The sequence below is a fragment of the Paenibacillus sp. J31R98 genome, from assembly GCF_056269245.1.
The window spans coordinates 68,919-90,759 of sequence record NZ_JBWDNO010000005.1 but is presented as its reverse complement, the minus strand read 5'-3'; the positions used below and the strand labels follow the sequence as shown (position 1 = coordinate 90,759).

Here is a 21,841-nt window from a genome sequence, read left to right as displayed (position 1 = left end):
GAGTTTCTTTCTCCCTGGCAGCGATTGCAGACACGATAGGCAATAGTCCCGCCGAAAAAGAGCGACAAAGTGCTGTGAGAGAAAGAAAATGTCGGAAAACCACGGCCAAGCAGGCGAAAAGGGCGAAATTCCCTGAAAACTGCTTGAAAATGGGGATGGTGTTTCTTTTTCAAACAGCGTATAATTCTATCCGGCGATAGCTATGAAAGGGAGATGGAGATGAGTCAGGTCGTTCTGTATACAATCGGATTTATCATTTCACTATGTCTTGCGCTTGTATTAACCCCGTTCGTCATTAAATTAGCGAACAAGATTGGGGCAATTGACAAGCCAAATCATCGTAAAGTTCACACAAGAATAATGCCGCGACTTGGCGGGCTAGGTATATATGGCGCATTTATCGGCGCATACTTCGCGCTGCAGCCTTTCATTCCGGAAGGTCTCTTGCGCAGCTATGATCTTAAATTAATTAACGCATTGCTGGCCGGCGGTTCGATTATCGTCATTATCGGCGCACTCGACGACCGTTTTGAGCTCTCTGCGAAAGTAAAGCTGCTTGGTCAGATCATCGCAGCTTGCGTCGTCGTCTTTGGCTTCGGCGTTAAGATTGACCTCGTTAACATCCCGTTCGGCGAAGCGATGCAGCCGGTTGGGGCCTGGATTAGCATCCCGCTTACGATTCTCTGGATCGTCGGCGTAACGAATGCGATTAACTTGATTGACGGCTTGGACGGTCTTGCAGCAGGTGTTTCCGGTATTGCAATCGGAACAATTCTAGTAATGGCTGCAATCTTAGGCTTTGCACCGGTTATTCTTCTTTGTACGCTTCTGCTTGGCGGCGTCATCGGATTCTTGGTGTATAACTTCCACCCTGCGAAGATCTTCATGGGTGATACGGGTTCGCTATTCCTAGGGTTTGCCCTGGCAACACTTTCGATGCTTGGCTTCAAGCAGGTGACAATGGTTTCGTTCGTCACACCGCTTCTGATTATCGGCGTTCCGCTGTCGGATACGTTCTTCGCGATCGTACGCCGCTGGGTCAACAAGAAACCGATCTTCGCGCCGGACAAAGGTCATCTGCATCACTGTCTGCGTGAGCTTGGCTTCAGCCACCGCCGCACAGTTCTAATTATTTACGGAATTGCTTCGATCTTCGGTATTTGCGCGGTTCTGCAGTCGACGGTCGTTCAGTCTGACGCAGCGAACTGGGTGACGTTCGGCGTTATCCTCGTGCTAGTCTTCGTTCTTCAGATTGGCGCAGAGCTGATCGGTATCGTCGACAAGTCCCGACGTCCGGTGATTCATTTCCTTCAGCGAATTATTCTTCGCACAGAACAATCACGCTCGAAGTAATTTGTGAATATAGCTTAAGCCTCGGTTCCCATTGGAGCCGAGGCTTTTTTTAGTCTAATTTACAATTTTCACTAGTTTACTGCTTGCTATTCCCCTAAACTTTCTTCCGCTTCGAACCGATAACTAAGGTACAGAAAAAACTGAAACAGTTCACATTTTTGAAGGAGGCTTACCGTGAGTAAGAAACTAGGCATAATTCTAATGATGCTCGCCCTATTCCTCCAGCTGATTCCATCGCTCGGCACATCGCAAGTAACCGCAGCACCAGCTGGAAGCTTTGTATTTCCTGATGAGAGTTCTATTCCTTCGCAGCCGCGAACTACATCGGATGAAAGGATTAATTTGACAGGCTCGATCTCTGGAGTTGACCCGACGTCTATTACCTACAGCGTATTTCAAATCACTAAAGGAAACGCGGATCCTACACTGGATACCGTCACGAATAAACGTGAGAACCTGACGAGTAATCTATACGTCACAGGTTCGTCTCTACAAGTATACAATCTTCAGCTTTTCCCGGGCATTAACCGGATTACTTTCACAGGTGTTCAAGGTGGAGGTATTGTAACAAGCTCTATTTATGTGGACTACCGCAATGGTCCTCTGTTCTATAATCTGACGGCAAGCCTTGACGGGAATAACTTCCCGATTAAAGAGACTGGTACGACGGTTGTAGAGTCGCAATTTTCACGTGGCCGTACATCTGCGGACATCAGCATAACGGGTAACGCGCCGAACTCGAGCCAAGTTACAGTTATTGTGAATGGCAGCAGCCGCACCTATGCTGTCAATAGCACGAACAATAACTCCTTTGCTGCGTCCCCGATTCATCTATTAAAGGGTAAGAACATGGTTACTATCCGTGTTTCTAACCAAAACCAAATCATTGAAACAACAAGAGAAATTGCATTCTATAATGGGGACGTTACGTTCTATGATGTCAACATCAAAGAGGGCACGAATTCAAGTGCATTAGAATATAATCCGAAGTTTCTAGCTTCGGCTGTGAATAAAGCGATGATCACAGGTTCGGTAATTGTTCCGAACAAACTCTTTGACAATACCCCAGCCGATGGCACGCTAGATCCGCATCCCAATGCGAGCCTACCGCTTCCGATTAAGCTTGATTTGAAGAATTTAGATACTGGTATAACGAGTAGTAATCAGGTTGATGCCAAATGGGAGGGCTTGCCCGGGACGCCGGATAAGAATGACTCCTTCTATATCTATAACTTCACAATTCCAGCTGCCACAGCTCAGTTAGGTTTTGATAAGTATAGATTGACATTGACTGCGAAGAACGAAGAAAAGACCTATTTATCCAACGGGTTGATTGAAGAAGGCGCAGACTTTAATTTTGAAGTATTGAATGGCTCAGCCCCTTATATCTATCAGATTAACTATCTGCCTGGTTATAAGGCGAATACATCTTTTGATTCAATTGAAGGTGTAGCATTGGATGGTAAGAATCTCTATTCGATGCCATACGCGATTGAACTTCTAATCGGCAATGAAAGTACTCCTAATGCCAATATCACCGTCAGTGGAATCACCGATGTATCCGGGAATCGTCTGAATGCTACAGATTTGACAGGTAAATTTGCTTGGACAAATAAAAATGCGCCAACAAGTACTGTTGTTAAAACCATTGACGGCGTACCAACAACGTTCCACCGAGTCGTAATGGAAGTGTCGAAGATGCCGTTTGAAGGAACGCAAACGATGGAATTCTCGCTTGGTAGCACTGTTGCAGGTACAGCGAAGATGACGCTTTTGTTCGGGCCGTATGTGAATTATTCCAAGGCCTACGATGGTATGAATATCGCAGATGATACAACATCAAGTACCAGAAAGAAAAGTATCGTACTCGATAACCTTGACAACTTATCAGGACATTTGGATAACATCACTAATGTCTCCGATCTTCGGTTCGATTCTACAGCGGGACCGCAGACCGTATTCTTATACGTGAATAACACGCCAATTCCGTTAAAACAAAATGGCGCTACAGCAGCGGATTTCACTGCTAAGAATATTAACGGTGCTGGATATAGTGATGATATTATGAATGCACTTATCACTGGCGAGAACAATATTCGATTCGTATATCGAGGCACCAAATCCTCGTATGAGAAAACGATCAAAATTTATCTGAATCCGACGAACTTGCCGGAGATCCCAGCGAAGGATAGCGTAGGAATCTATCCTTACAGCGTTGAGAACTTGACTCCACTACCGGAGGATCCTGGATTTCCGTTAGAAGGAAGCATCTATACAACGAAGAAATCGCAGATGAAAGTATTCGGTACGTTCGACTTCTTGGATTTGGGCACTGTTCTAACCACGGCTCAAGGCAATTTGAGCGCGCTTGCTAACAAGCAAGACTATATTCTCAAAATCGATAGCACAAACCCTGCAGCTAATGGCATTCAGTGGGATCTATCGAAAGAACTGCATATTTACGATAGTACGAATCCAACGATCAGCTCGACGGAGAACCAAGGTGCGGTTGTAGCGGGCATATCGGTAAGTTACGATCTTCATACGCAGATCTTTACGTTTACATTGCCGACACAGCCACTAAGCACGAATGGCAGCTCAAGCGTGTATAACTTCTACGTGTACAACAGTGGTCTAGCAGGTCCGCGTGCAAGTTACCGAATGGAAGTTGACCCGACATCATTGCCGTATGACATTATTCGTCCGTTGCTGCCGACTAAAGCGATTATTAACCAAAATTTCGTTGAAGTTATTATTAAAGCGCCAAGCGCAGATTCGGTTGTTATTAATAAAGTAACGGCTGATAAGATCAAATATGACGCTGACAATAGCGGCGGCGTGAACGGTGCTGATTATGATGCATTCCGTGCTGTCATAGAAGATTTAAAGCCTGGCGTTAATAAGATCAGCTTCACGCTACAGAGTAAGAATGACAAAACAACGGATTACTTCAACATCACGTATTCCCCTACGAACATTCCAGGGGCAGAATTGATGCAGCTCATGAAGAATTCGCATAAAGTGTTTGATAATGCGCTGTCACTAACATTCCCGAAAGGGACTACATTAACACGCAGCGATTATAACGTGCCAGATAAGTACAAGACTCAGGTTTACACAGGCCATAAGCTTCTGTTCGCCATTGCTAATGGCGAAGACGGTGTAGTTGATCGTCACGAATTTGAAACTTTGCCGAGCAACTTCGATAAAATCTTGGAGAGCTTCGGCACGAGATTTAAATACTCGTTCCCGACCCGCTTTACGAAAGCAAGTCCAGTTTACTGGATCGATGCCGGTATGGCGGATGACATGAGCTCCGCTGATAAGTATGATCCGCAAACAACAGGCGTGGACCCATATCAGTTCCCAGGAGCAACAGGTACTTACGGTACTAAGCTTCCAACCTATGATGAGCGACCGGACGATCGTGAGCTCGTTACCTCGAAGATCGGTTCTCTTACTTTGGCCTTTGATCCAAGCATGAGAAACTCGATTGGTACGATTATTACCGTTTATCGTTATGACGTGAAGAACAAGTACTGGGAGAACCTTGGCGGTGTTGTCGACACCAAGAAGAATACCGTCACAGTACCATTCACTCAGTTCGGTTACTACGTTGTCGCGAAGATGGTATATGGCTTCAACGACGTAAGTGATCATCCATATGCACGCAACTACTTGGAAGCGATGTATGCAAAAGGTGTTATGAACTCGGCTGGACTTGATGAGTTCGGCGCGAACATCTACGTATCCCGTGGTGAGTTTGCGCGTATGCTTGTTAAGGCTCTTGATGTACCTCTCAACTATGAGCTAGGCAAGTCCCACTTTGATGATGTACCTTCTATTATCAATCCGGATGCGTTATGGGATTATCGTTATGTAGAAACGGCTGCACGCGAAGGTATTATTCGAGGCAAACAGCCGCGTACTTTCTCGCCATCCGATAACTTGTCTCGTCAGGAAGCAGCTGTTATTCTAGCAAGAGCACTTAACACGAAGCTCGATACGGATGCAACGAAGATTAATAAAGCGCTTGAGAAGCAGTTCAAGGATTACAGCGAGGTCGATTACTACGCAAGAGCCTCTGTTTCGGCGATTGCGAAGAAGGGCTACATTCAAGGGGCACCACTCGATTCGAAGGATCCTAAGAAGGGCTTCGCATTTGAGCCGCAATCCAGTCTTCTACGCTCCGATGCAGCCATTATTCTAGGTAAAGTGCTAGCAGATCTGAAGCGTCTTCCTAAAATGAACTAATCTGGTGACAGAAGACTGCCCGGGATATTCCCGGGCAGTCTTCATGTTCTTAGAAGCACTTCTAAGCCTTGCTAGAGTTATCTTTACATGGCAAATGTTCCTTGATGACGAATATAGGACATTCGGTCTATAATAAGAGACGTGGTAGACAAGTTGTCCTAGTTCATGATACATAACGACAGAGTCGGAATCGTAACGTTGCCGAAAAAAAGTAAAACTTTTTTCAAAGAGAGCGCAACTTTTCCGAACACAGTGCGTTTAAATACATGAACATGGCACAACGGAAGCGATCCTAGCAAGATAAGAGCTTTTGGAACTAATTATGAAATTGCTCTTTACGCTAGGAAACACCCATTGTATAATGTTAAAGTGGTGTTTAGACTCTACCAAATTTTTCATGCTTTCATCAGTTTACAAGTTTCTGCGACAAGTTCCTACAAGGACGCAATTGCAGACATTATTTATACTAACTCTGCTCAACTCGTGAAAGGGGGTGAATCGGCCAATGAGACAAACGAGCAAACTATATTCTAAACAAAACTCTCAAGAACCAAAGGTATTTAGAGGAGGAGACAAAAAGGTTATGAAAAAAAGTTTATCCCTGATCGTAGCAGCAGCTATGACTCTTACAACAGCATCTGTAGCATTCGCTGACAACGCTCCAGCGTTGACGCCACAAGAAAAGTTTGACGCACTTAAAGCAGCGGGTATCTTCAACGGCTTCCCGGATGGTTCCGCAGGCCTTGACAAAGAAATGACTCGCGCTGAGTTCGCGAAAGTACTTACACTGGTAGCTGGTCTGACTCCAGACGCAACAGCTGCTCAATACTCCGACGTAGCAGCTACTCACTGGGCAGCTGGTTACATCGGCGCTGCAACTAAAGCTGGCCTTCTTAACGGTCTTGGCGGCGGCAAATTCGGTCCATCCGGTAAAGTAACAACTGAGCAAATCGCTAAAGTAGCTGACTTGTTCGCAAAATTGCCTCTTGATGAGAACGCAACTGTTGTTGGCGAAGTTTCTGCATGGGCTAAAGCTTATGTAGCAGCAGCTATCAAAGCAGGCTTCATTCAAGAGTCCAGCACTTATAAATCCAACGCAGTTCGTGAGACGCTTGTAAACGTGGCTTACACGCTTGCAAAACCTGCTGATGCAGCTCTTACAGTTGCAAAAATCGCACAATCTGACGAGAACCAAATCACTGTTGAATATAACCGTGCTTTGACTGCAGATGAAGAAAAAGCTGTGAAGATCTCGGTTAAGAAAGACGATGTTGACTACACAGTAACTACAACTGTAGCTACTGACAAGAAATCCGTTGTAATTGATGCTACTTACCTGCCAGCTGGCGACTACAACGTTAGCGTTAATGATGCTGCAGCAGTTAAAGTAACAGTTGCAAACGCAGTAATCTCCAAAATCGAGATCGGTGCTACATCGGTTGTTATTGCTGACAACCAAAGCTTGGGTATCAAAGCACTGAACCAATTTGGTAAAGCTGTTGAGAATCCAAACCTGAGCATCAATGTTGTTGATGGTACAGATTCAGCTGTTAGACTTTCTGCAGATAGCGATTACACTGTAGATTACAAAACTGCAGGCGTTGAGAAAGACGATGTTATCATCGTTACTGTAACTAACCCTGACACTGGCGTAACTGCAACTAAATCGTTCAAAGCAAGTGATGCTAGCGCGATCGTGTCGATGAAACTTGACACAGTGAAGCCTCTTGAAGGTTCTACTCGTATCACTTCTGGCGATGAGGATCTCGTACTTCCTTATACTTTCGTAGATTCGACTGGTAACAAATACGTGTTGTCCGAAAAAACTACTGACGCAGACCAAACTGACAATGTAGTACAATTCGACGACATTCAATTCATCTCGAGCAACAATGACATCATTGATGCTAACAGCATTGAACTTACTGATGGTGTGTTGACATTTACTGCTGGTGATGCAGGAACAGCTGTAATCACAGCAGTTAACGCTAAGTCCGGTGCTTCGACTTCCGTAACTGTTAAAGTTGACGATGTTACTAAAGTTGGCAAGTTCCAACTTCAAGGTCCTGGTGCACTTGTAGCACAAGGCGAAGATGCTACATTTAACTTTGCTGCATCTGACAACTATGGCGCTGCACTTACTAAAGGCGACTTCGCAAAAGCTTCCAACAATGAGCAAGTGACGTTCACAACTAACCGTGGCGGCGCTGTAACTCCTAGCTGGAACAGCAAAGGTGAATTGACTCTGAACTTCGGAGTTGACGACACTAAAGATGGTTCCACAGTGATCTACGCTTGGGTTGGCGGCCAAATCGCAAGCCAAGTAACAGTAGACATTAAAGAACAAGCTACTCCTAAGAAAGTAGCTGGTCTGAAAGACCTTGCAACTCTTTATGCAATCGGCGGTACTGACACAGTAGATCTTGACAGCGTTAAAGTTGTTGATAACTACGGTCGTACAATGTCTTCGCTGCCAGCTGGTTACGCATTGACAGTAGCTGAGAAAACACCTGCGGACACTGCTACAACTGTAGCTGGTGCTAACATTACTGGTGCAGCAGAAGGTACTACAACGATTGTTATTGGTCTCGCAAACGGTGGTACTGCAATTGCTGGTTCTACTCTCGAGCAAAAAGTTACAGTTATCAAAAATGATAAAGTAACAGCATTCTCGATTGATTCCATTGGTACGCTGTATGCGAATGATACTTTCACTGATGCTAACACTGGTGGCGACTATGGTGTTGATGTAGCAGTGAGCGGTAAAACAAGCGACGGCAAGAAAGTTGCAATCGATCAAACTCAATTTGTAACTTCGGTTACTTCGAGCGATCTGTCTGTTGTTGGTGTAAATGCTTCGACTATCTACGCTAGCGCTAAAGGTGAGTCGACAATCGCAGTTTACAATGGCGCTACTAAGTTGGCTGAACTGAAAGTAACTGCTTCTGACGCAGCTCCAGTTGCGAAGAGCGTTGAGTTCGACAACACAGGCATTTCCCTGACTAACGCTGATACAGACACTACAATCGCAGCTGATCTTGTTGTTAAAGATCAATACGGCGTAGATGTAACTGCAGCAGCAGCTGGTGCTGGTAAATGGGCTACTTCCGACAAAACAATTGCTGATGTAGCTGCAAACGGTACAGTAACTACATTCGCAGTAGACGGTGTAGCAACTATCTCCTACATCACTAAGAACGGTATTGTAGGTTCCGTAACAGTTAAAGTTCAATAATTGATTGAAACTCATAGCCTAACAGCTAAGAGAAGAGAAAACCCAACGCTATGCGTTGGGTTTTTTCTATAATATTTCACTAGCCTTCACATGGTATTCACTTAGATGGTGTAGACTGAAAAAATAGTTGATAAAAGTAAAACAAAACTGGCTCCATAATCGTCAGTTCTATTAGAACGCTTTAGGAGGAATTTTGAATGGGTTTTAAACTCGTGAAAACTGGTTTTGTAGCTATTTCGGCAGCTGCACTGCTCTTGCAGACACATGCACCTGGGCTACGACCAAATATTGTAGAGGCCGCTGCAGCTAACCAGTATGTGCATTTAAGTTCTACGAGTACCTTATCGGTACAGAGTGCCAACCTGTTGATGCAAGATAAAGGGCTCGTATTGGCATTTACAGCAACCATCTCGAATAATGGATCACAAGAGATGGATCTTACCGATTATTGGATCAAGGCGATTGGAAAGGGCGGCAAAGTATTTAAGACGACCATTTCCGACGCGGATAAGAATAAGAAAACGCTTGCTCCGAAATCTTCTACGAATGTCACCTACTTCGCTGTAGTTGATAATCAAACGAAGTTATCGGATATTACATTTAATATTATCAAGTGGGATTTCACTTCAAGTACATATGAACGCAATCTAGGTTCTCTCAAGGCTCAGAGCAGTTCAACTGCAACTGCAGCGCCGAATCAATCTAAGGTTATGGTTTTGAATAACGCCAAGCTCAAAGGTCACGTTACACAATCCTATGTGACTACAGATCAGAATTATGTTTATGTTACGACAAGTTTTCTGATTGAGAATGTCGGTTCAAGCAGCGCCAAGCTGTCCAATCTTAATTTCTCCATTCAAACAGATAGTTATTCCGTCTATGATGTGAATAATTCTTCTCTTGCTGATGTGACATTGCAGCCCAATGATCAAAAAACAGTAACTATGCAAACAAAGCTGCCTAAGGCCGCTTATGGTAAAACGGTAACATTGATTGTTTCGACTAAGAGTGAGCCAGATCAAGTTACATTGCCTATCGGTGCATTTCGTATGTCTGCATTAAATGCAGCTGGAGGCACGAATATAGATAAATCAGGTAAAGTGGTTCCGTACAAGCCACTGGTTATGCTGTTGAACAATACGAAGGTGAAGGGCGCCCTCAAACAATCGTTTGTAACAACTGATCGGAATAATGTATATGTAACCAGTAGTTTCCTGCTTGAAAATGTAGGTTCGAGCAGTCTGAAATTGTCGAACTTAGGTTTAACTCTTCAGACCGATAGTTATTCCGAATTCGATGTGAATACTTCATCCTTAGCTGACGTTACTCTGCAGCCGAAGGAAAGAAAAGTAATAACACTGCAAACGCTGTTACCTATAACAATTGCTGGTAAGAATGTGTCATTGATCGTTGCGAGTAAAGATGCGCAGACACAAGCATCTTTCCCAATCGGCGCATTCCGTCTTCCAACGCTAACTGCTGCTCCAGCTGTTGAGTACGGTAAGAATAAGGTGGTTTACATAGGCGGACAGCCTATCAGCACAACGATGAATAGCGCAGTAGTTGATCAGAATGATGACACTTCGAGCATGACAATCGATTTCTCGGCAGTGAACACGGGAGATACTGCGATGGCCGAGCCTGCATTGGAATTCTCGTTAAAGACAAAAAACAATGTTCTCTATCCGCTTGACTATGAGAAGGAACAGAATGCTCAGCTGCTGCCAGGTATCGAGAAGTCTTTTGTACTTACAGGGGACTTGCCATCGAATGTTGACTTAAGCACATCACAGCTAATTGTGAAAACTGCTGCGACTAATAATGAAGCTGCTTATATGGTAGGTAGCTATAAAGTGAAATCGACTAACCAACAAGGCAATGTGGGTACGTCATTCACTTACGATACCGATTATCAAGTGAAATTGAACAATATTCAAAGAACGGCATTGGCTGATAGTGATATGTTGGTGGCTGATTTGACAATCACGAACAAGAGCAATACAGCTAAGAAAGTACCATCGCTTAGCGGTTACTTCCTTGTCGATGGCGTGAAAGTTGAAACTACCAGTGCGGCGGTAGGATTGGATCAGATTATTAATATTCCAGCGAATGGTACGTACAACATGGTTGTTTATACGAAGATTCCATATACAAGTACCGTGAAGTCAATTAGCTTCGTGTTGACGAAACCGCAGCAAGATAAGGCAGCAGTTAGTTTATTCCGATTCTCTAGTCAGGGAGTCAGTCAAATTCCGGTTTACAATAATAATACTTTCTATCAAATTAATGATATCGGCAAGAAGTCTTCCGTAAAATTGCTGCAGTCTAACGTCTTCAATAGTGACTCTTCCAAGTACTTCTACTCGGAGCTAGAAGTTACTAATCTTGAGGTGCGTTCTGCTCTAATATCGAGTCTGGGCGGTTATCTTCAGGATGATTCCGGTCAAATCGCACCGCTAGATATTACTGAAGTGAAAGATAAAGTATTGCCAAACGGCAAAGTGCTTCTCTCTGTGTCGGGCAAGTTGACCAATTCATTCAATAAGAATAACTATAAACTCATATTAGGTGAGAAGCTTCCTGTGACGACAAACAGTGCAGGCGAAGCATCAGAGTTCGTTACAGTAAAATCAATTGCTTACCAAATGCTATCTACGGAACCGGTTGTCAAATCTGACTTCCAAAATATGAACGTATCCGTATTTAACCTCAGTCTTCATGATTTATATGCAGTTATTAATGCTTCGAGCGGTGTTCAAGCAGATGGTGTTAAATTAAATCTTGAATATGACCTTTCTACGAATAACGCTTATGATATCGTTGCAGGCAAACATAAGCTGATGTTTGAGTTTATTGACCAGGATATTTCAAAAGCAACATATACCAAGACATATTCGTTCATTACAGCAGAGAGTGGCGAAACAGCGCTGACTGAGGGTACTTCTATTCCGCTAACCGTTGAATTCAATGATCCGCAGCTGCTAGAGAAGGTTCAGTCCTTCAAAAACTATAAACTGAATATCTATGATGTTTATGGAGATTCCAAACGTTTGATCGCTACCAAAGACTTGCATTGGTTTGCGCAAGATAACGGATAATTCTGGTACTGCTCCTCTTAATCTAGTATTCTTATTCATAGACAAGCGAAATTGAGAGGAGCAGACTGCTTTGAAATTAAGAATTACCATTTTAATCGCTGCAATCATCGTTGGCTTAGGTATTGTTGTGCAATTGTCGAATGATCGAAATATTAGCGCTGAAGGCGACGTCGTTCCCGGCTCAGTTAACGATCCTGTCGTAACGAAGAGCTACATTGATAAACAGGTTAGCGATTTGGTGAAGGCAGAATTGGCGAAGCAGCAAGGCGGGGTAGATAATACGCAGCTGCAGAAGACACTTGACGAGTTCCGTGCTGAGATCGAACAGAATAAGGGCGGTCAGAAGGTAGAAGTGGTTACCGTTCCTGTTGGTAAGCGACTCGTGGCGAAGGATGGAGCAGAATTCATCGTTCGTGCAGGTAAGGCAATGGCTTACAGTACAGACAGCAATGGAATTTCTGACCTAACTGACGGTAAAGACATTACGAATGGCAAGCCTGTGCCGAATAATCACCTAATTCTGTTTCCGCGGGGCGGACGTGGCGTTACGGCACAAGTCGGACAGAAAAGCGCTTTGACCGTGCTCGTTCGCGGCGATTATGAGATGCAAGTCCAGCAGTAGTTATTTTTACCCGATCTGACAACATGTTATCCGCTTCGAATGGTCCGAACCCGCACACAATATAAGCATCCCATTAGGAGGTGCTTAAATAAATGTCCAGAAGTAATCGCAAGGTTGTTCCTGAATGTGCACAAGCGCTGAACCAAATGAAATATGAGATCGCAGCTGAGCTTGGATTAATATCAGGCGGGTATGCAGCTGGTTCTGGGGATACGGAGTTTGCTTCAGAATTAGGCGGTACAAGCGGATCAGGTGCCAGCGGTCATGTGAACTGGGAGCAGATGGCGACGAGAGATGTCGGCTCCATCGGCGGCAGCATGACAAGACGCTTGGTTGCAGAAGCCGAGCGTGTTCTGAAAGGTTTGTGAAGCACGGCGCGTATCCATTGACACAAAGCGACAGTTTCGGTATCATACTGTTTTAGAGAGTAATTAATGAGACCTTTTCCGTCATTGGAAAAGGTTCATTTTTTGGAATCGAAACGTTCAGCGTTAGATCCCGTATGGGACAAACGATTTCTTATAGAGTCCCAGCAAATTGTGCATTATATGCATCATACTTAACAATTTTGAAAGCTGTAGGAGGTTGAGATTAGATGTCACTTAAAGGACGTCATTTGTTCACATCGGAGTCCGTTACTGAAGGCCATCCGGATAAGATATGTGACCAAATTTCCGATGCGGTATTGGATGCCTTTCTTGAGGTAGATCCTTACGCGCGCGTAGCATGTGAAGTATCCGTTGCAACAGGTTTGGTACTTGTTATTGGTGAGATCAGCACGAAAGCGGATTATGTCGATATCCCGTCGATCGTTCGCCGTACAATCAAGGAAATTGGTTATACGCGTGCAAAATACGGCTTTGACTCCAGCACTTGTGCCGTTCTTACTTCCCTTAATGAACAATCCGCGGACATCGCGCAAGGCGTCAACGCTGCGCTTGAAACCCGTGATGGTGTAGACGTTCGTCAAGAGAACGAAGATATCGGTGCAGGCGACCAAGGCTTGATGTTTGGTTTCGCATCCAACGAAACACCTGAGCTTATGCCCCTTCCAATCGCATTGGCGCACCGCATTTCGCGTCAATTGGCGGAAGTTCGTAAGAACGGTACGCTTGAGTACCTCCGTCCGGACGGTAAGACACAAGTAACAATCGAGTACGTTGACGGCTTGCCGAAACGCGTCGATGCTATAGTTGTTTCGACACAGCACGCGGAAGAAGTTACGCTGGAGCAAATCCAAGCGGACATTCGCAAGCACGTTATCGCACCAGTTGTTCCTGCAGAGTGGCTGGATGAAGAGACTAAATACTTCATCAACCCAACTGGCCGTTTCGTAATCGGCGGACCGCAAGGTGACGCTGGTTTGACTGGCCGTAAGATCATCGTTGATACGTACGGCGGTTACGCTCGTCACGGCGGCGGTGCTTTCTCCGGTAAGGATCCAACTAAAGTTGACCGTTCCGCAGCATACGCAGCACGCTATGTTGCGAAGAACATCGTTGCTGCAGGTCTTGCAGACAAATGCGAAATTCAGCTTGCTTACGCAATCGGCGTAGCAAATCCGGTTTCCATCAACGTGGACACTTATGGCACAGGCAAAGTAGATGAAGAAGTACTTGTTGAAGTGATCAAGAACAACTTCGATCTTCGTCCAGCGGGCATCATCAAGATGCTTGACCTTCGTCGCCCAATTTACAGCAAAACAGCTGCTTACGGTCACTTCGGCCGCACAGACATCGATGCTCCTTGGGAGCGCGTTGACAAAGCGGATAAGCTGAAAGCTGACGCACTGCGCTAATTATAATGAACTGATGAAACCGTCTCTGCTTGCAGGGGCGGTTTTTTTTCATGGGAATTTTGATGTATATGTCTTCATTTCGAAGCGCTCCCAACCGAAAAACATAGTACGAGTGTCTTTAATTGGGGAGTGAATGAGTTTGGTCCGAAATCGTAGATGGATATCTTTCTTAGTGGCAGCATTATTGGTCGTACAATTCACAGTTGGCGGAATCGCGGCCGTACCGTCGCGGGTATTGGCAGCTTCAAGCGGACCTGTTATTTCAAGCTTCTCGCCTTCGAATAATGGGTCGAATGTGCCTACAAACGCGAAGCTGATTTTGACTTTTGATGAAAATGTAAAAAAAGGAACGGGCTCAGCTGCGATCCAAATCCGTAAGCAGCTGGACAACACCGTCGTCGCATCATATGTAGTCGCAAGCGATAGCAAGGTTGCAATTAGCTCTGCCAACCACAGCGTCGTGACGGTTACGCCAACGACTAACACGCTTCAGCTGGACACGAGCTATTATGTGACGATTGACAGCGGTGCATTCGCGAACGAAGGCAATGGAGCTATTTATACAGGGCTATCAAGCGCTGTAGATTGGACGTTCACGACGCTTGCTGGAGCAGATACGGTTCCTCCAGTGTTAGCAAGAACGGCTCCTTTATCACCTATTCCTAATGGTATTTCTGCGGTAGATAGTACGCTAACGATGGTATTTAGTGAGCCTGTGTTCGCAACAAGCGGCAGCATCACGATTACCAATACGGCCAGATCTACCGACAAACAAAGTATTTCTGTCAATTCACCTTATGTGACGGGCAGCGGAACGGATACCATTGTCGTTCAAATGCCGAATGTGCTTAAAGGCAGTACACGGTATGAAGTTAATGTACCAAGCGGTGCTTTTCAGGATGCTTCCGGCAATTCATTCGCTGGCATTGGAACGAATGTATGGCGATTTACGACAACGGTGCCGCCACTTGGTACCGTTACCTTACAGCCTGAGGATAATTCTTATGGAGTACCTGTCGATTCCAACCTGGTGCTTAGTTTTCCAGAGCGAGTGTACGTAAACAGCGCATCACCGTCTAAGACGATTATAATTAAGAAGATCGCTGATAATAGCACGGTTCAATCCATGAACGTGACATCCAGCAACATTACGACTGCTAATGGAAGCGGCGGTACGAATATCATTATCAATCCAACAAGCAATCTAGCGGCGAATACAGGATACTATGTGCTTATTGATGCAGGTGCGTTCATTGATTCATCCAACCAGCAGTATGAAGGGATCTCTGATGCAACAGCTTGGAACTTCACAACGAATGCAAGCAATGATACAACGCCCCCGACATTGCTAGCGAACAGGGAGCCACTTAGCACTCAAGCATCAACAACGGTTAAGCTTGTAATGAATTTCAGTGAGCCAGTCTATCAAGATAGAGGAAATATAACCATTCGCAGTTATCCATCAGGCGCTGAGTTTGCCGCCTATGATGTACGTTCCAGCAATGTAAACGGTGGGGGTACAACAGCAATTACAGTAACAGACAGCACAAAGAGGCTTACCAATGGTCAATCCTATTATGTTGAGATTGACAGTCAAGCTTTCTCTGATTCAAACGGCAACTATTATGCTGGATTAACCAGTCAAACTGGGTGGAAGTTTACAGTAACGACAGACACCGTTCAGCCGTCGATTGTAACATTGACACCTGACAATGAATCAGTTGACGTACCTGTTACAGGAGCTCATTTCGAAGTGCTGTTCAGTGAGCAGATTCAGATTGGAAACACCTCCGGCGTGAAGTTAAAGCAGGTGTCTGGTTCGTTCAGTTCGCCGGTTGATACGACGTTATCCATTGATTCGACGAACAATCGGAAGTTGTTAATCGACGCTACGGGGACGATGGCAACTTCAACTAATTATTATGTGGAGATTGCTTCCGATACCGTTACAGATATGGTAGGTAATAATTTTAACGGCATTCTGAATACCTACCAATGGACATTCCAAACCTCCAGCAGCACGTCTGGTGCCCCTATAGTATCAAAGTTGGAGCTGATTGGCGGTACAAAGGTTGCGATCACGTACAATGAAACCTTGGATTCAAGCGTGGGAGCTACGCCAGTGCCAGCGAATTACTACGTAACCGCGAACGGAAGCAGCCGAGCGGTTACAGCGGTTTCGGTTAGAGGTAAGGTCGTTACGTTGACGCTGCAAGGGACGGTGTCCAACACGCAATCGGTACAAGTCTCGTATTCGCAAGGAGCGACCCCTGTCAAAGATTTAACAGGAACACTGGCGGCGAGCTTCTCAAGTTTGAGTGTAACGAATGTAGTGGATACAACAGCTCCCAAGCAGCTGAGCGGTTCCATAAGCGGAAACATGATTACGCTGGATCTGAGCGAGGAACTTGCAAGCATTAGTACTTATGCGTATACGCAGTTCAGCGTTAAGATTAATGGTTCATCCCGTAGCGTCACGCAAGTCGTTGCAGCTGGCGATACCTTATTTATATCCTACAGCGGCACCGCTGCTACGTCATCGCAAGTGGTCACGCTCTCGTATTCGTCCGGCTCTTATCCAATCCGGGATTTGTCGAACAACGCGCTCGTATCATTCAGCAACTTCGCGATTCAGAACGGGGTTGATACGACATCTCCGGTGCTGCAGTCGGTTACTTCGACAGGTTCGACGATTACTCTCAACTATAATGAAGATCTGGATTCTTCTTATGTTCCGCCGGTCTCATCTTACTATGTGACAGTAAATAGCGTAACGCGATCTATTTCATACATTCGCATCAGCGGTTCCCAGGTACTCATCACTTTAACGTCTGCTGCTTTATCCAGTGAGTCTGTTCTTGTGTCTTACACGGGTGGTTCTCCTTGGCTGAGAGACCTGGGCGGTAACGTTGCTTCTGTATTCAGCGGCAAGCAGGCTAATGCGGATAATTCAACAGGTACAATGGCGCTTAACGGCATGATTGCCAAAGGCGACAGCATCACAATTACATTCGATTCGATCTTGGATACAGCGTATCAACCGGCGACTTCATTGTTTGCGGTGAAGGTTAACGCAGCGGCTCGTCCGGTCTCCTCAGTGTCAGTAAGCGGCTCGACTGTCGTACTGACGCTTTACACGCCGGTAAATGTCGGCGACGTGGTGGCGGTGAGCTACAGCTCGAGCACCGTCGGCATTCGCTCAACGACTGGCGGGACAGCAGCGTCCTTCACGGATAAGACTGCTGCGAATCAGACAACTTGGGATGACAGCTCAAGTGGCGACTACACCTCGGCAACAGGAGGCGGTCTCGGTATCAAGACGTCTGCAGCAACGACGATGTCCGCCGTGTCGCCAGCAGGAAACTCCGTGAACCAGTTTGCACTTACGGCGGAGACGGTCAATAACGCCTACAATACGATTCGCAAGACAGGTGGCATGTTGCCTAGGGTTGTCTTCACCGTACCGAGTACAGAGAAGGCTGCAATGGTTGCACTTCCATTAGCGGCGCTGGAATCCGTGAAGAAGGCGACGCCGAATGCGTCATTCGTGATCGCATACCAGAATGCGACTTATGAAATTCCGCTTAGCGCGCTGAACTATACGCAGCTCGGCCAAATGATGAATGCAGCGAGCGCCGTCGGCCAGCTGGTCGTATCAATAGATACGAACGCAGGCGCGTTGGCAACGCCACTGACGACTCAGCTGAACGGCGCGCGTGTTCAAACGCTCGTTAGTCCGATAAGCTTCGACCTCGCGGTGACCAGCAATGGCCAAACGAAGCATTTTGATGATTTCAGCGGCTTTGTAACCCGTACGATCAAGACTTCCGCGAGCCTAGATGGCAGACAAATCGCGGTTGTATGGCTAGATCCGCAATCCGGCAAAATCTCTTATGCACCGACGCAGGTGACGCAAGAGAACGGCCAAAGCGTCGTGAGCTTCAAGCGCAAAGGCAACAGCGTTTATGCCGTTGTGAAAGGCTCCGTATCCTATACGGATATTACGAAGCACTGGGCTCGCAACGACATCCTTCTGCTAGCAAACAAGTTTATTGTCGAAGGCAATACGCTGACGACCTTTGCTCCGAATAAAGCAATCACGCGCGGCGAATTTGCGATGTTCATCGCGAAGGGACTCGGTCTTACGGGTGACCGCAGCGCAGCGGCGAAGTTCAAGGACGTGAACACGAACACGATCCTTGCCGCTTATATAGGCGCAGCGAGTAAGGCGGGCATTGTCCAAGGGATGACAGACGGTTCTTTCAAGCCGAACAGTCCAGTGACGCGTCAAGAGATGGCATCAATGATGGTCCGTGCAGCAAGCGCTGCCGGTGTCCAAGTCGTCCTGCAGCAAACCACTGCGAATGTGCTGAAGAAGTTTAGTGACCGCAGCAAAATTGGGACATGGGCGCAGACAGACGTGGCGAAGGCAGTTGAGGCAGGCGTCATTAACGGAATGTCGAACGGCGCGTTCGGCGGCAAGAACAATGCAACGCGTGCGGAAGCGGCTGTTATGGTGAAGCGACTGCTGACCTACTTAGAATTTATCAATGTTTAGGTGAATGGAGCTATTCGGTCCTTTGGGATCGGATAGCTTTTTTTTGTCGGTCGAATGATGTCGATAGCATTCTTCTATCACATGTAACTTTCCACTAGTTTCATAGTCTATATATAGAGATAGATTAAGAGATGGGAGAGTTGCGAGAAAAATGCACAGGAATAAGAGTCTTGATAGAAAGCCGCAGCTGCTGCAGCCACAACAGAAGAAGCATGCGAAGCGGCTCCTTGTACTGTCATTAGGAGCGTCATTGCTCATTCAGCCGGTATCCATTCTATTGCCTACATTTGCACACGCAGCGGGCAATGATATAGTAGCGGCAACAACACAAGCACAGCTCGTGCGCCTTGGGGAAGAGATTCTGACAGCAGGCGCGAAACGAGTCGATTATACATGGACAAGCAAGCCTGGCGGAGTATTGTCGAACGTGCATGTCATAGAAGTAGATTTAACGAATCCGTATGTACTGCTTGATGTCATGAATGGCAAGACCGGTTCGGTAACAGGCGTAAGCTCTGTCGGCAATATGGTGAAGAACTCCGGCGCGATAGCCGGTGTGAATGGCGACTACTTCAATACCGCGAGCAGTGGCAAAGGGGCGCCGATTGGTACAGAAGTCACTGGAGGGACATTGGTTTCAAGTCCATCCAAGCTGACGGGGATGTATGCTTTTGCCGTGACGAAGGACCGTAAGCCGCTCATTGATATGTTTGGCTTTGAGGGACAAGTGAAGGCAGGAGACGGCACGACGTTCGCTCTGACCGGCGTTAACAAGGCGGCCTACCGAATGGATCCGGACGATGCGTACAGCCACGTGAATGCGATGTACATCTATACAAGCGCATGGACGCAGACGAGGCCTGATAGCACAGATAGCGCGACGACGCCGACGGAGGTACTCGTGCAGAATGGCGTTGTCACCAAGTTTGCGGACAATAGCATGATCACTGGCGCAATTCCGGCAGACGGCTACATACTGCGTACGCACGGCAAGGCAGCGCAATATGCGCGCGAGCATCTTCAAGTCGGCCAGAAGGTAACGGCTAACTATAACCTGATTGCGCAATCGACTGGGGAGAAGGTAGACCCGAATTCGCTGCAAATGGTAATCGGAGGCCATACCATTCTCGTGGATCAAGGCGCAGCGTCTGCATACTCGCGCAATCCAAGCAGTATCAGTCCAAACAGCGACCGTGCACGTACGGCTGTGGGCTATTCGAAGGATGGCAAGAAAGTCTTTATCATAACGGTTGAGGACAGCACGTCAAGTCAAGGCGTGACACTGCCTGAGCTACAGCAATTGATGGTGCAGTTGAATGTATGGCGCGGCGTCAACCTCGACGGCGGCGGCTCGACGACGATGATTGACCGCCCGCTTGGGGATACAAGCACGCTGCTTGCCTTCCCGACGGAGTATGGCACAACACAGCGTCAAGTGGCGAACGGTCTCGGCGTCTTCACGACCGCGCCAACAGGGCAATTGAAAGGCATCATTGCCAAAGGCAGCAGCGTCCTCTTTATCGGACAGCAGGCGGCATATGATATGACTGCTTACGATTCGTTCTACAATCCGCTCGATCCAAGTACATTAACGAAGAATTGGAATGTGGACGGCGCGCTCGGCACTTTCGCGGGCAATACGTTCACAGCTTCCAAAGCAGGCAAGACGTCTATTACGGTGAAGTCGGGCGCGATTAGCGACAAGCTGCCGGTTGAAATTATCGGGGGCGCACAGATTGCTTCGATGAGCGTGGATCCAAGCGCGGCCGTGCTTGAGGCAGGCATGTCACTTTCCGTTCCGGTTCATGTGACGCTTACGGACGGCCGGAAGCTAACGGTACCGGCGGCATCGCTGCAATGGGAAATGAACGGGTTCACAGGCGCGATGAGCGGCGGCACGCTGAAGATTGGAACGGTGAATGCAGCTGCAAAGGCGGGATATTTGATCGCCCGTTATGACGGTTTTTCTGCGATGGCGGTACTCGCGGCGGGCGCCGACAAAAAATTTGAAGATTTTGAAGCGAAGACCTACCCAATTTCGTTCCAAGGTACGAATGGTGTAATGGGAACTTCTACCGTTGTATCGGGATTGTCAGGCACGAATACGACGAATGTCCTGCAGCTCGCCTATGATTTCACAGGTGGGACCGGTACGAAGGCGGCTTATGCGGTGCTGAACGGCAGCGGACGCAAGGTAGAAGGCAATCCTTCGTCGATGACGCTGGACGTTATGGGTGACAACAGCTTGAACTGGATTCGGGCTGAGTTCATTGACAGCAAAGGCGCAGCCCAATTAGTAACGATTGCAAAACAGGTCGACTGGACGGGATGGAAGAAGATTAAGGTGTCTTTGCCAGCCGATCAGATGGCGTATCCAATTACGCTTAAGCGGCTCTATGTCGCTTCGCTAGCGGACGGTCAGGATGAGCGGGAGCTGACAGGCACGATTGGCTGGGATAATCTATCCTTCCAATACCCTGCGGTTACACCCGAGCCGGAGCGGGTTCCGATTGAGCTGAAGCTCGGTTCCAAGGGCGCGAAGGTAGACGGCAAGGCATACCAACTGGATGTCGCGCCGCTGCTGCTGAATGGGACCACATACCTGCCACTGCGGTTTATATCCGAGGCAATGGGTGCGCAGGTAAGCTGGGATGCGAAGGCGAAGCGCGTATCCGTGCTTCGCGGCGACAAGCTGCTGGAGATGCAGGTAGGCCAAACGGACTTCTTGCTCACAGGCGTACGCAAGCAGTCTGAAGTAGCGCCGATTACGCGCAGCGGACGGACGCTTATTCCAGTTCGTCTCGTGTCCGAGCAGCTGGGTCTGACGGTTAATTGGGAGCAGAAATTGGGCAGGATTACCGTTTCTTAAGATGCCCGCCAGTCTACCGTTATGTGGTATGATAGAATGAGTAGAACTTGTAGA

At 46.9% G+C, this 21,841-nt stretch carries 9 protein-coding genes; all 9 read left to right on the top strand.

The genetic code is table 11. The features are described from left to right. Window positions 1–219 precede the first annotated feature (219 nt). The 9 genes from AC0YNX_RS19095 (at window position 220) to AC0YNX_RS19055 (ending at window position 21,787) form a co-directional block, all read left to right on the top strand. Entirely contained in the window at window positions 220–1,353 is a 1,134-nt protein-coding gene (locus AC0YNX_RS19095) for a glycosyltransferase family 4 protein (protein ID WP_475817300.1), read from the top strand. A 174-nt stretch (window positions 1,354–1,527) separates the two neighbouring features. After that, entirely contained in the window at window positions 1,528–5,607 is a 4,080-nt protein-coding gene (locus AC0YNX_RS19090) for an S-layer homology domain-containing protein (RefSeq protein WP_475817299.1), read from the top strand. A gap of 505 nt (window positions 5,608–6,112) precedes the next feature. After that, on the top strand, window positions 6,113–8,842 hold the full coding sequence (locus AC0YNX_RS19085) for an S-layer homology domain-containing protein (RefSeq protein WP_475817298.1): 2,730 nt from the start codon (window positions 6,113–6,115) through the stop codon (window positions 8,840–8,842). Between the two features lie 197 nt (window positions 8,843–9,039). Beyond that, window positions 9,040–11,940: a hypothetical protein gene (locus AC0YNX_RS19080; RefSeq protein WP_475817297.1), complete on the top strand. Its 2,901-nt coding sequence runs from the start codon at window positions 9,040–9,042 to the stop codon at window positions 11,938–11,940. A 70-nt stretch (window positions 11,941–12,010) separates the two neighbouring features. After that, on the top strand, window positions 12,011–12,562 hold the full coding sequence (locus AC0YNX_RS19075) for a hypothetical protein (RefSeq protein ID WP_475817296.1): 552 nt from the start codon (window positions 12,011–12,013) through the stop codon (window positions 12,560–12,562). Window positions 12,563–12,654: 92 nt separating this feature from the next. Further along, complete coding sequence (locus tag AC0YNX_RS19070; protein ID WP_090575427.1) at window positions 12,655–12,930, top strand: alpha/beta-type small acid-soluble spore protein; 276 nt, start codon at window positions 12,655–12,657, stop codon at window positions 12,928–12,930. A 227-nt stretch (window positions 12,931–13,157) separates the two neighbouring features. Then, window positions 13,158–14,360 (top strand): methionine adenosyltransferase, encoded by a 1,203-nt coding sequence (gene metK / locus AC0YNX_RS19065; protein WP_475817295.1) that lies wholly within the window; start codon window positions 13,158–13,160, stop codon window positions 14,358–14,360. 172 nt (window positions 14,361–14,532) lie between these two features. Beyond that, window positions 14,533–18,918, top strand: coding sequence for an Ig-like domain-containing protein (locus tag AC0YNX_RS19060; RefSeq protein WP_475817294.1), 4,386 nt, complete (start codon window positions 14,533–14,535; stop codon window positions 18,916–18,918). Window positions 18,919–19,069: 151 nt separating this feature from the next. Further along, a complete protein-coding gene (locus tag AC0YNX_RS19055) occupies window positions 19,070–21,787 on the top strand; it encodes a stalk domain-containing protein (protein WP_475817293.1) in 2,718 nt (905 codons plus the stop codon). The last annotated feature ends 54 nt before the right edge of the window (window positions 21,788–21,841 follow it).